The following is a 15,225-nucleotide window of genomic DNA, read 5'->3' as shown; positions in this document are numbered from 1 at the left end:
GCACCACCCCGCACGTACCAGAGGAGGAAGCAATGAAACACAGCACTCGCATCATCACGGGCGTCGGCGCCCTCGCCGTCACGGCGCTCGCGCTGGCAGGCTGCTCGAGCGGAGGCTCGGGCTCGTCGACCGACAGCGCGTCGGGCGGCGACCTGACGCCGGTCAGCCTGCAGCTGCAGTGGTACTCGCAGGCGCAGTTCGCCGGCTACTACGCCGCCGCCTCGCAGGGCTACTACGAAGACGAGGGGCTGGACGTCACCATCCTCGAAGGCGCAGCCGACATCGTCCCGATCGACGTGCTCACCTCGGGCGACGCCGATTTCGCGATCTCCTGGGTGCCGAAGGTGCTCGGCTCGATCGAGCAGGGCGCTGCCGTCACCGACATCGCGCAGATCTTCGAGCGCTCCGGCACGACCCAGATCTCGATGAAGGACGCCGGGATCACCAAGCCCGCCGACCTCAAGGGCAAGACCGTCGGCAGCTGGGGCTACGGCAACGAGTGGGAGCTGTTCGCCGGCATGAACAAGGCGGATGTTCCGCTCGGCGACATCTCGCTGGTGCAGCAGGCGTTCGACATGAACGGCTTCCTGGCCGGCGACATCCAGGCCGCCCAGGCGATGACCTACAACGAGTACGCGCAGGTGCTGGAGACGGTGAACCCGGCCACGGGTTCGCTCTACACGCCTGAGGACCTCAACGTCATCGACTGGAACGACCAGGGCACGGCCATGCTGCAGGATGCGATCTGGGCCGACAGCGACAAGCTCGCGAGCGACTCGGCCTACGCCGACACCGCGGTCAAGTTCATCAAGGCCTCCGTCAAGGGCTGGGCCTACGCCCGGGACAACGCCGAGGACGCGGCCAAGATCGTGACGGATGCGGGATCGCAGCTCGGTGAGAGCCACCAGCTCTGGATGACCAACGAGGTCAACAAGCTGATCTGGCCCAGCACCTCGGGCGTCGGCATGATCAACCAGGACCAGTGGGACCAGACGGTCTCGATCGCCAAGGGCACGCCCAACGAGACGGGCGCCACGATCATCACCGCCGACCCGCCGGAGACCGCGTACTCGAACGAGTACGTCGAGAAGGCGCTGACCGAGCTGAAGGACGAAGGGGTCGACGTCATGGGCGCCGACTACAAGCCCATCACGGTCACCCTCAAGGAGAACGGCCAGTAGGAACCCGGCCACCCCGTCGATCCGGGTGTGGTTTCCGATTCCGTCTTCGGTTGAGCGACGCTCAAAGGCGACGGAATCGAAAACCACACCCGGATCGACTCACCAGAACAATCAGAACGAACGACAGAACAGACAGGCACCACCATGAACCTCGATCCCGCCGACGGAGCACTCGCCCTCGAACTCGACCAGCACGTCTTCCACTCGTGGTCGGCGCAGGGGGCCCTGAAGCCGATGGTCATCGCCGGCGGGCTCGGCTCGACCGTGTGGGACTTCGACGGCCACGAGTACCTCGACTTCTCCTCGCAGCTGGTCAACACGAACATCGGCCACCAGCATCCGGCCGTCGTCGCCGCCATCAAGGAGCAGGCCGACCTGCTCACCACGGTCGCGCCGGCCCACGCCAACCTCACCCGCGGACGGGCCGCTGAGCGCATCCTCGACTGCGCCGGCTCGTCCTACAACAAGGTCTTCTTCACCAACGGCGGTGCGGATGCGAACGAGAACGCGATCCGGATGGCGCGCCTGTACACCGGCCGCGACAAGGTGCTCTCGACCTACCGCTCATACCACGGCAACACCGGGGCGGCCGTCGTCGCCACGGGGGACTGGCGTCGGATCCCGAACGAGTACGCCCGCGGCCACGCCCACTTCTTCGGGCCCTTCGCCTACCGCTCCGAGTTCTGGTCGACCTCGGTCGAGGAGGAGTGCGAGCGCGCCCTGCACCACCTGCGCCGCGTCATCGTCTCGGAGGGGCCGCAGTCGATCGCCGCGATCCTGCTCGAGACGATTCCCGGCACGGCCGGCGTGCTCGTGCCGCCGCCCGGCTACCTCACCGGGGTCAGGGCGCTGGCCGACGAGTTCGGCATCGTGCTGATCTTCGACGAGGTGATGGCCGGGTTCGGGCGCACCGGCGGGTGGTTCGCCTTCCAGTCGCTCGCCGAGCAGGAGGGCGGGCTCGTCGAGCCCGACCTGATCACCTTCGCCAAGGGCGTGAACTCGGGCTATGTTCCGGCCGGCGGCGTGATCATCTCGCCGTCGATCGCCGAAACCTTCGACGACGCCGTCTTCCCGGGCGGGCTGACCTACTCGGGGCATCCGCTCGCCATGGCGGCGATCGTGGGCGCCCTGGATGCGATGGGGTCCGAGGGCATCGTCGCGAACGCCGAGCGCGTCGGCCGGGAGCTGCTGGCCCCCGGGCTCGCCGCGCTGGCCGAGAAACACGAGATCATCGGCGACGTGCGCGGGCTCGGAGTCTTCTGGGCGCTCGACCTCGTCACCGACCGGGAGTCGCGGACACCCGTGCCCGCCTCGGTCATCGGGCAGCTCAAGGGCGCCCTGCTCGCGCGGGGGCTGCTGCCCTTCGCCGCCGACAACCGGCTGCACGTGGTGCCGCCGTGCATCGTCACGGACGACGAGGTGGCCCGGGCACTGGCGATCTACGATGAGGCCTTCTCGACGCTGTAGGGGCCTTCTCGACGCTTTAGGGGAGTGGTTCGGTCGCCTGCCGGAGAAGTAGTGTTGCTTCATGGACGTCAGGCGGCTCGAACTGCTGCGCGAACTCGCCGAGCGGGGGAGCGTCACCGAGGTCGCGCGTGCCACGCACCGCACCCCGTCGGCCGTGTCGCAGCAGCTGCGCATCCTGGAGCGTGAGGCCGGCTTGCCGCTGACCGAGAAGGCCGGCCGCGGCATCGTGCTGACGGATGCGGGGCGTGCGCTCGCCCGCAGCGCCACGGACGTGGCCGTGGCGATCGAGCACGCGAATGCGCTCTGGGACGAGTTCCGCAACGACCCGACCGGCGAGGTGTCGCTGGCGACCTTCCCGACCGGCGGCCAGATGCTGCTGCCCGGGGTGGTGCGGCGGCTCGACGAGATCGGCGGGCTGACCCTGCACTGCTCGGACCGGGATCCCGAGTCGGACGACTTCCCGGCGCTCACCGCCGACTTCGACATCGTGCTGGCGCACTCGGCCTCCTCGGCCGCGACGAACTGGCAGACCTCGGAGATGTCGGCCGTGAAGCTGATGACCGAGCCGCTGGACATCGCGCTGCCGCCCGGGCATCCGCTCGCCGCGAAAGATCTGCTCGATCCGGAGGACCTGATCGGGGAGCGCTGGATCGGCGTGCCCTGGGGCTATCCCTTCGAGCGCACGATCGAGGACATCTCGCGGGCCGCCGGCAGCACCATGAACGTGGTGCAGCGCTTCGGCGACACCCGCGTCACCGAGGCTTTCGTCGCAGCCGGGCTCGGCATCGCCATCCTGCCCTGTTACACCGCGGGCGGGCCGTACCGCAGCGAGATCGTGCTCAAGAACCTGCGCGGGGTCGTGGCCGAGCGCCACATCTTCGCCCTGATGCGTCCCGACCGGGCCGAGCGCCTCGCGGTGCGCACCGTGATCGACGCCCTGCGCGCCGAGGCGGCCGCGGTCGTGGCGGCCAACGAGCACCGCAATCCGCCCTCAGCGGACGCGGGCGCACCGCTGACCGGGGTGGCCTGAACCGCGGGTAGAATCTCGCGGTGAGCACATTCAAGAAGACCCCCTTCACGGTCAACGTGCGCGATCTCCTGCACAAGCCCGGCGAGATGCGCGAGCACGACTTCGACATCCCCTCGCCCGACAAGCTCGGCGAGGGTCTGGTGTCCGTCCCCGCGGGTGAACCGCTGCACGTCGACGTCCGTCTCGAGTCGGTCCACGAGGGCATTCTGGTCTCCGCCGACATCACCGCAGAGGCCTCCGGAGAGTGCAGCCGATGCCTCCGCGACATCGTCCAGCCTGTCGAAGTCGAATTCCAGGAGCTTTTCGCGTATTCTTCTGGGGAAGCTTTCGATTACGAGGTTCACGACGACCATGTCGATCTCGAACCTCTGATCAGGGATGCGGTGGTGTTGTCACTGCCGTTCCAGCCGGTGTGCACGCCGGATTGCCCAGGCCTCGACCCGGTGACGGGCGAGCGGCTGGCCGATCACCCGGCAACGCCTGCGCCTGTTGCGATCGACCCGAGATGGTCGGCGCTCGCCGGTCTGGCAGCTTCCGAAGACACGGACACCGAAGGCAAGTAAGCCCCGGCTGTTCTGGCCGCCGGCCCCTGTGCCTGCTTGCACGAGGCCGAACCGAGAGTAGAAGAGAGAAGACAATGGCTGTTCCGAAGCGGAAGATGTCACGTTCCAACACCCACGCGCGTCGCTCGCAGTGGAAGGCTGGACTCCCCACGCTGGTCAAGACCATCGAGAACGGCAAGACCACGTACAGCCTTCCCCACCGCGCCAAGGTGGTCGAGGACTCGGCCGGCACTCCGCTGTTCATGGAGTACAAGGGCCGCAAGGTCGCCGACGTATAACGACTTCCTGAAAGGTGCGGCCAGTGTCTTCTGAACCTGAGGAGAACCGGTCGCACCTTTTGGCGACCCTGCAGATCGACCTCGACCCCGAGCTGTTCGATCTGGCACTCACGCACCGCTCGTACTCCTACGAGCACGGCGGTGTACCCACGAACGAGCGCCTCGAGTTCCTCGGCGACTCGATCCTCGGGCAGGCCGTGACGGTCATGCTCTACACGACCTTCACCGACCTCGACGAGGGCGAACTGGCCAAGCGCCGCGCCTCGCTCGTGTCGACGGTCGCGTTGGCCGAGATCGCCCGCACGATCGGGCTCGGCGCCTACATCAAGCTCGGCCGCGGCGAAGAGCTGACCGGGGGGCGCGACAAGGCGTCCATCCTCGCCGACACGATGGAGGCGGTGATCGGGGCGACCTACCTCGACCAGGGTCCGGATGTCGCGACCGCGCTCGTGCTGCGCCTGGTCGATCCCCTCGCCAACGACCCGACCCGGTTCGGTGTCTCGATGGACCCGAAGACCTCCCTGCAGGAGCGGGCGGCGGAGCGCGGCTTCGACGCGCCCGTGTACCGGATCGAGGAGAGCGGGCCCGACCACCAGAAGACCTTCGTGGCCACGGTCACGATGACCTCGGCCGACGCGTCGGTCGCCCCGGTCTCCTCGACCGGTGCCGGCACGAGCAAGAAGCAGGCCGAATCGGCCGCCGCGGCCGCGGCCTTCGCGCTGCTCGGCGCCTGACGTGCCCGAACTCCCCGAGGTCGAGGTCGTCCGTGCCGGTCTCGCTCCCGCGGTCAGCGGGGCACTCATCACGGCGGTCGAGGTCTTCGAGCCGCGGTCGCTGAAGCGGCACAGCCCGCTCGAGGGTCCGTTCGAGGCGCTTCTCGAGGGACGGCGGATCCTGGCGGCGGGGCGGCGGGGGAAGTTCTTGTGGTTCCCGTTGTCCGGCGGGGGTGGGGACGTCGCCGGTGATGCTGAGCGGTCTGCTAGTGCACCGGCGCAGGCGCTCGTGGCGCACCTGGGGATGAGCGGGCAGGTGCTGCTGCGCACGCCGGGGGTGCAGGAGCAGGGGCTCCTCCGAATCCGGCTGCACATCGAGCATCCGTCGCAGGGGGAGTTCTGGGTCAACTTCGTCGACCAGCGCATCTTCGGGTCGATGGCGGTCGACCGCCTGGTGCCGACCGGCGACGGGCGGGTGGCGGGGTACTTCGGCGAGGTGGGGTACCTGGTCGATGCCGGGCGACTCGGGGACGCGGGGGGTGTCGCGGGCGGGGGCGCGCATCCGGATGCCGTCGTCGCGGCCGAGGGCTGGCGCGTGCTGGTGCCGAGTCAGGTGGCGCACATCATGCGGGATCCGCTCGACCCGGCCTTCGACGACGCGGCGTTCTTCGCCGCCCTGGCCAAGAAGCGGACGGGCATCAAGCGCGCCCTGCTCGACCAGACGCTCGTCTCGGGCATCGGCAACATCTACGCCGACGAGTCGCTCTGGGCGGCCCGGCTGCACTACGACCACCCGAGCGACAAACTGCCCCGCGCGCGGGCGCGCGAACTGCTCGCCGAGGTGCGGCTGGTGCTGCAGAAGGCCCTGGCCGAGGGCGGCACGAGCTTCGACGCGCAGTACGTCAACGTCAACGGCGCCTCGGGCTACTTCTCGCACAGCCTCAACGCCTACGGGCAGCAGGGGAAGCCCTGCCCGCGCTGCGGTACGCCGATCGTGCGCGAGCAGTTTATGAACCGCTCGTCGCATCTCTGCCCGCAGTGCCAGAGGGTTTACCGCTCGCGCTCGAGAGGCTAGCTGAAGCTCATTCCGCGGGGGTGGGGGTGGTGTGCTTGACGTGGGCGGCGATGTGGCCGAGGAGGGCTGCGATGAGGGTGACTGCGGCCGCGAGGGTGACACCCCAGCCGATGTGGAGGTGGAGGAGGAGGGCCCCGACGCCGGCTCCGGCCGCGATCAGGACGATGGCCGCCGCGCGACGGAACCAGGGCTGGCCCTTGCCGCCCGCCAGGCGGGAGTCGGCAGCGAAGCCGGTGATGGTCGACGTGACGACCACCGTCGTGACATCCTTCACCGCGATGTGACGCGCGGTCGCGGCCTGGAGGCCCATGGCGGCGGCGAGCAGCACCGTGATCACGAGTTCCCACGGCTGCGGCGGGCGGCCGCCGAGCACGAACATGGCGATCGCGAGACCGGCCAGCACGATGCCGACGACCGCGAAGAGGGTCGTCGTCCGGGTCGTCCAGCCGGCCTTGACCGGGCGGAGCACCCGGCCACCGACGACGGCTCCGGCCATGAAGGCGAACAGGGCCAGCAGCGGGCCGAGCCAGGGCAGGTCCTCCGCGCCGGCGAGAGCCATGCCGAGGATCACGACGTTGCCGGTCATGTTGCCGGCGAAGACCTTGTCCAGGCCCAGGTAGCCCACCGCATCCACCACGCCCGTGGAGAAGGTCAGGGCGAGCATGAGCGCGAGGTGGAGGGAGTCGCGGTTCGCGCGGAGTCTGGTGAGCACGGCGGGTCCTGTCGGGGGGTCGGGAGTGCGGGTGCACGTTACGCGGGTGTGAAATCCGGTTTCGGCCGTGCAAACAATGTCTTGAACGGTAGTCCGTGCGTGATCGGGCGTGCAAACGGGCGCTAGCCTCGAAGGGCTCCGAGGGGTTCGGACCGGCAGCGTGAGAGCGGCCTGCACGGGCTCGGGCGGGTTCGGACGGGCCCGGATGCGAGCGACGACGGAAGGATCGAGGCTGCGCATGTCGATGACGAGTGCTCTTCAACCGGGGGCCGGCGAGATCCGGGCGACCGACTACCTGGCGGCCACGCCGGGCCACGTGCTCTGGGGGCGCCTGCCGTGCGCCACCGACCGTGCCGTGCTCGAGATCGAACCGGGCACCGACGTCACGATCGACACGATCAGCCACGAGGGCCTCCTCGAGGATCAGGGTCGCGACCCGGTGGCGTTCTTCGCCGCCCAGGGCATCGACCGCGACTTCGTGCTGCAGGATGCGATCGCGCTCGCCGCCTCCGACTACCCGCGCACCGCATCCGACGGGCCGCACGTGATCACCGGCCCGATCGCCGTGCGGGGGGCGATGCCGGGCGATCTGCTCAAGATGACCGTGCTCGAGACCACGCCGCGGGTCCCCTACGGGGTCATCTCGAACCGGCACGGGCGGGGTGCGCTGCCCGGTGAGATGCCCGAACGGCAGGATGCGGTGAGCGTGTTCGCCGAGCTGCAGCACACCCTCGACGGGGGCCAGGTGGGCACGCTGCCGCTGGTTCCGGGCGGCGAGCGGTCGGTGCGGTTCCCGCTGGCGCCGTTCCTCGGCATCATGGGCGTCGCGGCGGCCGGAGACGTGAGGCCCCACTCGGTGCCGCCGGGGGCGTTCGGCGGCAACATCGACATCAAGCTGCTGACCGTGGGGTCGTCGCTCTATCTGCCGGTGCAGGTTCCGGGTGCGCTCGCGTACGTCGGTGACCCGCACTTCGCGCAAGGCGACGGCGAGGTCGCTCTCACCGCGATGGAGGCGTCGCTGCGCGTGACCGTGCGGTTCGAGCTGCTGTCGCAGGCCGACGCGGAGGCCGAGTTCGGCCGGCTGACCGGGCCGATGGCCGAGACGCCTGAGTTCCTGGTGCCGACCGGGCTCGACGAGTCGCTCGACGTGGCCGTGCAGAACTGCGTGCGGGCGGCGCTCGGGCTGCTGGAGGCGCGGTTCGGGATGGATCGGGCGCTCGCCTACGCCTACCTCTCCGCGGCGACCGACTTCGACATCTCGCAGGTGGTCGACATCGTGAAGGGGGTGCACGCGAAGGTGCGTGTGGCCGACTTCGCGGGGGTGCCGGCGGGGCGAGCTCGGCGGCGGGTTGCGGAGGGGGGACGGGATGTCTGAGCACGGTGGGGTGAATGGTGGTCTGGGGGCCGGTTCTGGTACCGGTTCTGGTGCCGGCGCTTCTGCGGGATCTGGGACGGGGCTCGGGGCCGGGGGAGATTCGCAGGTGCGGTCTGATTCGGGATCCCGGCGCGGGCGGCATGCCGCGGGTGGGTCGGCCGGGGCGACCGGGGTGGCCGGCGTCACGACGGTCGAGGGGGTGATCGCCGACGCCGAGCTGACGCGGTTGCTCGAGGCCTTCGAGGGGTACGAGGCGGCGCTGATGTCTAACGACCTCGATGCGCTCGACCGGTACTTCGCGGCCGGGCCGGGCACGATGCGCGGGGATGCCGCCGGTCTTCTGGTCGGACACGATCGGATCAGCGCGTTCCGTGGGCTCCGCGGCGGGCTCCCACCCCGGCGGATCGTCGAGGTGCACGTCCGGGTCGTCGATCCGGGCACGGCGCTGATCATGTCCGTGAGCGCGCCCGTCAAGGGCGGGCGCGGGCTGCAGACGCAGCTCTGGCAGCAGCGGGACGGGGTGTGGGTGATCTCGGCGGCGCACGTCGCCGCGCCGGCGCCGGCGATCAACCCCACGATCTGGCGGGTCGTGGGTGCGCCGCTGGTGCCGCCGCTCGCGCCGCAGCCGGTCGTTTCGTCGGCCGCTGGCGCCGAGCCCGTTGACGGGGTGTCCGGTGAGGGGCGACCGCTCGAGGGGATGACGGTGGCCGTCAAGGACCTGTTCGACGTAGGCGGGTTCGCGGTGGGGGCGGGGATCCCCGAGTTCTTGGCCGGGGCATCCGTCGCGACCGCCGACTCGGATGCCGTCCGCGCGCTGCGGGCCGCCGGAGCAGCGGTGCAGGGGATCGCCCAGACCGACGAGTTCGCCTACAGCATCGCCGGGCGGAACATCCACTACGGGACACCGCCGAACCCGGCCGTACCGGGTGCGATCCCCGGTGGCTCGTCGAGCGGGCCGGCCAGCGCCGTGGCGCTCGGGCAGGCCACGATCGGGCTGGCCACCGACACGGCGGGCTCGATCCGGGTGCCGGCGTCGTACCAGGGGCTGTGGGGGATCAGGACGACGCACGGGGCGGTGAGTGCGCGGGGCGTGCATCCGCTGGCCGTCTCGTTCGACACGGTGGGGTGGATCGCGCGCTCGGCAGTGGTGTTGCGGGCCGCCGCGACGGCGTCGTTCGAGGGCGCCCCGGGCGAGGGGTGGGAGGCCATGCCGGATGCGCCCGCCGATACCGAGAGTGCGACCGAGACCGAGACCGAGAGTGCGACCGAGACCGAGACCGTGACCCCGGGCGCCGACGGCGGTGCGGGCAGCGGTGGGACGCGGTTCGTGGTGGCGTCCGAGCTGGTGGCGGGGTGCGACGGCGACGTGCAGGAGGCGTTCGCGGCGGTGGTCGACGCGATCCGTGCATCCGGTGCCTACGGGGCGGTCGACGAGGTCGAGCTCGGGGGGCTCGAGGAGGTGTTCGCGGCGTTCCGCACGGTGCAGGGCGCCGAGGCGTGGCGGGCCGACGGCGAGTGGATCACGGCACACCCCGGGGAGCTCGCCCCGGACGTCGCCGAGCGGTTCGAGGTCGCCTCGGCGATCACAGCCGAGCAGGAGTCGGCCGCGCGGGCCGTGCTGGCCGAGGCGCGGGCGCGGTTCGACGCGGTGCTGGCGGGGCGCATCCTGGTGCTGCCCTCCGCATCCTCGGCCGCACCGCGGCTGGATGCGCCGCCCGAGACGATCGCGACCGTGCGGGCCGCCACGCTGCGGATGACCTCGGTCGCCGGAACGGGCGGCTACCCGGCGGTCTCGGCGCCCCTCATGACGGTGCCGTCGGCCGGGGGATCGGCTCCGGTGGGTCTGTGCCTGGTGGGAGGGCGCGGCACCGATCTCGCCCTGATCGACGTCGCCGCCGAGTTGGCGGAGCGCCTCGGGAGCTGACCGACGGCGAAACACCGCTGAAACGTTCGTTTCGTAAGATGAGTGTTGAGAAACGTCCGTTCCGAGGAGGTCCGTCATTTCCAGCCTGCCGATCAACCCGCCGCCGCGCCTGCTGATGGGCCCCGGCCCGATCAACGCCGACCCGCGGGTGCTCCGCGCGATGTCGGCGCAGCTCGTCGGCCAGTACGACCCGGCGATGACGGCCTACATGAACGAGACCATGGCGCTGTATCGCCAGGTCTTCAAGACGGCCAACGAGCAGACCTTGCTGATCGACGGCACCTCCCGCGCCGGCATCGAGGCCGCGATCGTGTCGCTGGTCGCGCCGGGCGACAGGGTGCTCGTACCGATCTTCGGCCGGTTCGGCCACCTGCTGCGCGAGATCGCCGAGCGCGCCGGCGCCGAGGTGCACGTGATCGAGCGCGAGTGGGGCACCGTCTTCACCGAGGCCGAGATCGCCACCGCTCTGGAGACCGTCAAGCCGAAGCTGCTCGCGGTCGTGCACGGCGACACCAGCACGACCGTCGCCCAGCCGCTCGAGGGCCTCGGCGAGCTCTGCGCCACGCACGGCGTGCTGTTATACACCGACGTCACCGCCAGCCTCGCCGGCAACCCCTTCGACACGGATGCGCTGGGTCTGGACGCGGTGACCGCCGGCCTCCAGAAGTGCCTCGGCGGGCCCTCGGGCTCGGCGCCCGCGACCTTCTCGCCGCGTGCGGTCGAGGTGATCAAGAGCCGCAAGAGCATCGAGGCCGGCATCGCAGGGAGCGCCGACGAGATCCACGCCACCCGCATCCGCTCGAACTACCTCGACCTCGCGATGATCTTCGACTACTGGGGCGAGAAGCGCCTCAACCACCACACCGAGGCCACCACGATGCTCTACGGGGCGCGCGAGTGCGCCCGCATCCTGGTCGAGGAGGGCCTCGACGCCGCGATCGAACGCCACCGCCTGCACGGGGCCGCGATGCTCGCCGGCGTGCAGGGGCTCGGGCTCGAGGTGTTCGGCGACCCGGCCGTGAAGATGAACAACGTCGTCGCGGTCCGTATCCCCGAGGGCGTGACCGGAGACGCGGTGCGGGGTGAAATGCTCGAGGACTTCGGCATCGAGATCGGCACCTCGTTCGGCCCGCTGCACGGCAAGGTCTGGCGCATCGGCACGATGGGTTACAACGCGCGGAAGGATGCGGTGCTCACGACCCTGGCCTCGCTCGAGCAGGTGCTCCGGCGGCACGGCGCGCCGGTCACGGCCGGCGGTGGCGTCGGTGCAGCCTACGACCTCTACGCCGACCAGGGGGCGGGCGCTCTGTGACCGAGCCCTCGCGCATCCTGCCGGCCGACACCACGGCCGCCGCCCTCCTCGAGCGCTGCGAGCTGCTCGCCACCTTCTCCTCGCGCGACGACGGGCTGATCGAGCGGGTCAACCTCTCGCCCGAGCACGCCGCGGTCAACGCGCTCGCCGCCGAGTGGATGCAGCAGGCCGGCCTGACCACCTGGCAGGATGCGGCCGGCAACCAGTGCGGCCGCCTCGAGGGTGCGACGCCCGGGCTGCCCGCGCTGCTGCTCGGTTCGCACCTGGACACGGTGCCGGCCGCGGGGAAGTACGACGGCATCCTCGGGGTGCTCGCAGCGATCGCGGTGGTCGAGCGCATCCGCGACTCGGGCCGCGTGCTGCCGTTCGCGATCGAGGTCGTCGCGTGGGCCGACGAGGAGGGCACCCGCTTCGGCCGGGCGCTGCTCGGCAGCCGAGCCTTCGCCGGCACCTGGGATCCGGCGTGGTGGGAGCTGCAGGACGAAGACGGCGTGAGCCTCCGGCAGGCCTTCCTCGACTTCGGGCTCGACCCCGAGAGGGTCGGCGACGCGGCCCGCCCCGGCTCGGACTTCGTCGGCTACCTCGAGGCCCACATCGAGCAGGGCCCGTACCTCGAGGACGAGGACAAGGCGCTCGGCATCGTCTCCTCGATCGCCGGCGCCCGCCGCTTCCTCATCACGATCACCGGCAAGGCAGGGCACTCCGGCACCCCCTACGAGCGGCGACGGGATGCGCTGGCCGGGGCCGCCGAGGCCATCGTCGCGATCGAGCGGATCGCGCGCGCGGCGCAGCTCATCGCGACCGTGGGGCACCTGGAGGTGCGGCCGGATGCGGTCAACGTCATCCCGGGCGAGGTGGAGTTCAGTCTCGACCTGCGCGGCGAGTACGACAGCGAGCGCGACCGGGTCTGGGGGGTCGTCCAGGAGATGCTCACCGACGTCTGCCGCCAGCGGCGCCTGAAGTGGACGAGCGTGCAGACGCACTCGGCCCCCGCGGCGGTGTGCAGCGAGCGGATGCGGAAGGTGATCGGCGAGGGCATCCGTTCGACCGGCGACCGTCGGCCGATGTCGCTGTTCTCGAAGGCCGGGCACGACGCCATGGCCGTCGCCGAGATCACCGAGATCGGCATGCTGTTCGTGCGCTGCGAGGGCGGGGTCAGCCACAATCCCGAGGAGCGGGTGACCGAGGCCGACGTGGCGGCGACGATCGATGCGTTCGAGCGGGCGGTTCTTGCGTTGGCGGATGCGGCGGGCGCGGCGGAGCGATGACGGTGCGCGACGGCCAACGGATCGACCGGCGGATCGACCGCAGCTACGGCGAGCTCTCGCCGCAGGAGCAGCGGGCGGCCGACTTCATCCTGGATCATCTGAGCGACCTCGCAGTCTACTCGGGCACCGAGCTGGCGCAGCGCAGCGGGGTGTCGAAGGCGACGGTGTCGCGGCTGTTCCGGCGGCTCGGCTTCGAGAACGCGCAGGAGGTGCGGGAGCATGCGCGGACGCTGCGGTCGTCCGGCGTTCCCGTCGGGGGAGCGACCCCCGGGTCGTCGGCCGATCTCGGTGCGCACCTGGTGCGGGAGGTCGAGAACCTGCGGCGGTGCTTCGACGCGCTCGGGCCCGAGCGCCTCGAGCAGACCACCGAGCTGCTGCTGCGAAGCCGCAGTGTGACGGTCGTCGGGCTCCGCAACGGGTACCCGCTCGCGGTGCACCTGCGCGAGCAGCTCTCCCAGGCGCGGGGCGCGGTGCACCTGGCGCCGCAGCCCGGTCAGACGATCTCGGAGGAGTTCGCCGACCGGGATGCACGGGACGCCGCGGTGGTGTTCGGGTTCCGTCGGCGCACGGCTGGGTTCGGGGCGATGATCGCCGCGATCGCCGCCACCGGAACCGCGGTCGTGCTGATCGGCGACGCCTCGGCCCGCCGCTACGCCGAGTTCGCGAGCGTGTGGATCGAATGCCCCATCGACTCGGTCAGCGCCCTCGACAGCTACGCCAGCGCGATGAGCCTGGTGAACCTCCTGGCGAGCAACGTGCTGAGCGCGCGGCCCCGCGAGAGTCGCACGCGGGTGGCGGCGATCAACTCGCTCTACGAGGAGCTCGGGGAGCTGGAGTAGCTGTGCTGGTGCCGCGCCGGTCCCTGCCCGGCGCGGGCGGCATGTTCCGGTGCGGTCGTGGCTCGCGGCCTGCGGTCGCGAGCCACGGCCACGCCGTCACCTTGGGTGGTCGAGAAGGGCCCGTTGCGTTTGTCGGGTCGGCTAGGGGCGGGTGGCGGCGGCCAGTTTGCCGGGGAGGTCGGCGGCGGTCATGCGGACGACGTAGGCGGGCTGGTCGCGCTCGAAGCGCCAGCTGTCGGCGAGCGAACCGGTGTCGAAGGCCTCGAAGCCGAACTCGTCGAGGAGGGTCGCGACGACCGCCTTCGCCTCGACCTGGTCACCCGCGATCGGCAGCGCCCGGCGGTCGGCGTCGTCGGCCGGCTTGCCGTCGGTGGTGATGTCGGCCGCCATGATGTTGTTGAACGCCTTGACGACGCGCGAGGTGGGGAGATGCTCCTGCAGCATCTCGGACACGGTGGTCTTGCCCTCTTCGAGAGCGGGGATGCGGCCGTCGCGCTCCCAGTAGTAGTTGTTCGTGTCGATCACGATCTTGCCGGCGAGCGGCTCGACCGGCACCTGCTGGTAGTTCTTCAGCGGCACCGTCACGACGACGAGATCCCCGGCCGCAGCGGCCTCGGCGGCGGTGCCGGCGCTGGCCTGCGGTCCGAGCTCGGCGACGAGGTCGGAGAGCGTCTCGGGTCCGCGTGAGTTGCTCATCACCACCCGGTAGCCGTGCGCGACGGCGAGGCGGGCGAGCTGGCTGCCGATGTTGCCGGAGCCGATGAAACCGATGGTCGTGAGTCCTGTTGCAGTCATGCGGGGGTCAACGCGCGTCGCGGCGGGTCTCTTCCCGTGCATCCATAATTCGTCGGAAAGGCTCAGGGCCGTCTCAGCTGCGCGGCGGGAGCTCATCGACGTCGTCGCCGCCGCCGAGGTCGCTGCAGTCGACGAGCTCGACGCCGTGCGCGGCGAGGTACGGCCGGGCTCCGACGTCTCCTTCGAGGGAGGCGGCCAGCGGGCCCAGGTGGTCGGCGCCGACGAGCACCGGATGCCCGGGGCGGCCCCCATAGATCGCCTGACGCAGCGAGCGGGGGTGCGGAGCACCGCCGTGCTCGAGCACCCGGCGGGCGGCCTCGACCCTCAGCCACGGGAGGTCGACGAGGGTGATCAGCACGGCGGCCGGCGGATCGTTGAGGAGGGCGGTGAGGCCCGCACGGAGGGACGCGCCGAGTCCGTCGGACCAGGCCTCGGCGACGACGGTGCGGAGTGCAGCGCTGCCGGCCGGGACCTGGCGGCGCAGGAGGGCCTCGGCGGCTGTGGCCTCGGCTCCGAGCACGACGACCACCTCGTCGCAGCCGGCCGCCAGCAGCAGGCGGGCGCTGCGGACGATCCACGGATCCTCGCCGGCCGGCGCGACCAAGGCCTTGGGACCGCCCATCCGGCGACCGGCGCCCGCGGCGAGGAGGAGGCCCGTGAGGCGGGGTGCCGGGGCGGGGGAGTCCATGGCCC

General features: G+C 70.9%; 15 protein-coding genes. 12 read left to right on the top strand and 3 right to left on the bottom strand.

Features of this window, described 5'->3' with window-relative positions; genetic code table 11:
• The first annotated feature begins 32 nt into the window (after positions 1–32).
• The 7 genes from HSO01S_RS09200 (at position 33) to HSO01S_RS09170 (ending at position 6,307) form a co-directional block, all read left to right on the top strand.
• The gene (locus HSO01S_RS09200) at positions 33–1,181 is read left to right on the top strand and encodes an ABC transporter substrate-binding protein (protein WP_066040577.1); all 1,149 of its coding nucleotides are present in this window, start codon (positions 33–35) and stop codon (positions 1,179–1,181) included.
• A gap of 144 nt (positions 1,182–1,325) precedes the next feature.
• Positions 1,326–2,648: an aspartate aminotransferase family protein gene (locus tag HSO01S_RS09195; RefSeq protein WP_066040575.1), complete on the top strand. Its 1,323-nt coding sequence runs from the start codon at positions 1,326–1,328 to the stop codon at positions 2,646–2,648.
• Positions 2,649–2,709: 61 nt separating this feature from the next.
• Positions 2,710–3,678 carry a LysR family transcriptional regulator gene (locus HSO01S_RS09190; RefSeq protein WP_066040573.1) on the top strand — a complete coding sequence of 323 codons (969 nt, stop codon included), beginning with the start codon at positions 2,710–2,712 and terminating at the stop codon, positions 3,676–3,678.
• A gap of 86 nt (positions 3,679–3,764) precedes the next feature.
• Positions 3,765–4,241, top strand: a complete 477-nt coding sequence (locus HSO01S_RS09185) for a YceD family protein (protein ID WP_066040810.1) — start codon at positions 3,765–3,767, stop codon at positions 4,239–4,241.
• A gap of 74 nt (positions 4,242–4,315) precedes the next feature.
• Entirely contained in the window at positions 4,316–4,519 is a 204-nt protein-coding gene (gene rpmF / locus HSO01S_RS09180) for a 50S ribosomal protein L32 (protein WP_066040571.1), read from the top strand.
• Positions 4,520–4,542: 23 nt separating this feature from the next.
• Positions 4,543–5,253: a ribonuclease III gene (gene rnc, locus HSO01S_RS09175; RefSeq protein ID WP_174522981.1), complete on the top strand. Its 711-nt coding sequence runs from the start codon at positions 4,543–4,545 to the stop codon at positions 5,251–5,253.
• A gap of 1 nt (position 5,254) precedes the next feature.
• Positions 5,255–6,307 (top strand): Fpg/Nei family DNA glycosylase, encoded by a 1,053-nt coding sequence (locus HSO01S_RS09170; RefSeq protein WP_066040567.1) that lies wholly within the window; start codon positions 5,255–5,257, stop codon positions 6,305–6,307.
• 7 nt (positions 6,308–6,314) lie between these two features.
• Here HSO01S_RS09170 and HSO01S_RS09165 read toward each other — a convergent pair whose 3' ends face one another.
• Positions 6,315–7,019 (bottom strand): YoaK family protein, encoded by a 705-nt coding sequence (locus HSO01S_RS09165; RefSeq protein ID WP_245635947.1) that lies wholly within the window; start codon positions 7,017–7,019, stop codon positions 6,315–6,317.
• Positions 7,020–7,257: 238 nt separating this feature from the next.
• On the opposite strand from HSO01S_RS09165, the gene HSO01S_RS09160 reads away from it, so the two are divergent.
• From HSO01S_RS09160 to HSO01S_RS09140, 5 genes are all read left to right on the top strand, one after another.
• On the top strand, positions 7,258–8,394 hold the full coding sequence (locus HSO01S_RS09160; protein WP_066040566.1) for an acetamidase/formamidase family protein: 1,137 nt from the start codon (positions 7,258–7,260) through the stop codon (positions 8,392–8,394).
• Positions 8,387–10,318, top strand: a complete 1,932-nt coding sequence (locus tag HSO01S_RS09155) for an AtzH-like domain-containing protein (protein ID WP_084361503.1) — start codon at positions 8,387–8,389, stop codon at positions 10,316–10,318. Before HSO01S_RS09160 ends, HSO01S_RS09155 begins: the two co-directional genes overlap by 8 nt.
• 115 nt (positions 10,319–10,433) lie before the next feature.
• Positions 10,434–11,630: a pyridoxal-phosphate-dependent aminotransferase family protein gene (locus HSO01S_RS09150; RefSeq protein WP_084361502.1), complete on the top strand. Its 1,197-nt coding sequence runs from the start codon at positions 10,434–10,436 to the stop codon at positions 11,628–11,630.
• Positions 11,627–12,898 (top strand): allantoate amidohydrolase, encoded by a 1,272-nt coding sequence (locus HSO01S_RS09145; RefSeq protein WP_066040557.1) that lies wholly within the window; start codon positions 11,627–11,629, stop codon positions 12,896–12,898. The genes HSO01S_RS09150 and HSO01S_RS09145 overlap by 4 nt, the downstream gene beginning before the upstream one ends.
• Complete coding sequence (locus HSO01S_RS09140) at positions 12,895–13,737, top strand: MurR/RpiR family transcriptional regulator (RefSeq protein WP_066040554.1); 843 nt, start codon at positions 12,895–12,897, stop codon at positions 13,735–13,737. The genes HSO01S_RS09145 and HSO01S_RS09140 overlap by 4 nt, the downstream gene beginning before the upstream one ends.
• A gap of 141 nt (positions 13,738–13,878) precedes the next feature.
• On the opposite strand, the gene HSO01S_RS09135 is transcribed toward HSO01S_RS09140, so the two are convergent.
• Both HSO01S_RS09135 and HSO01S_RS09130 read right to left on the bottom strand, forming a co-directional pair.
• A complete protein-coding gene (locus HSO01S_RS09135; RefSeq protein ID WP_373280208.1) occupies positions 13,879–14,628 on the bottom strand; it encodes an NADPH-dependent F420 reductase in 750 nt (249 codons plus the stop codon).
• Positions 14,606–15,220: a nucleotidyltransferase family protein gene (locus tag HSO01S_RS09130; RefSeq protein WP_066040551.1), complete on the bottom strand. Its 615-nt coding sequence runs from the start codon at positions 15,218–15,220 to the stop codon at positions 14,606–14,608. The genes HSO01S_RS09135 and HSO01S_RS09130 overlap by 23 nt, the downstream gene beginning before the upstream one ends.
• Positions 15,221–15,225 lie beyond the last annotated feature (5 nt).

The sequence above is a fragment of the Herbiconiux solani NBRC 106740 genome, assembly GCF_001571005.1.
Lineage (GTDB): Bacteria > Actinomycetota > Actinomycetes > Actinomycetales > Microbacteriaceae > Herbiconiux > Herbiconiux solani.
The sequence above is the reverse complement of the archived record's forward strand: the minus strand, read 5'-3'. Positions and strand labels throughout refer to the sequence as shown.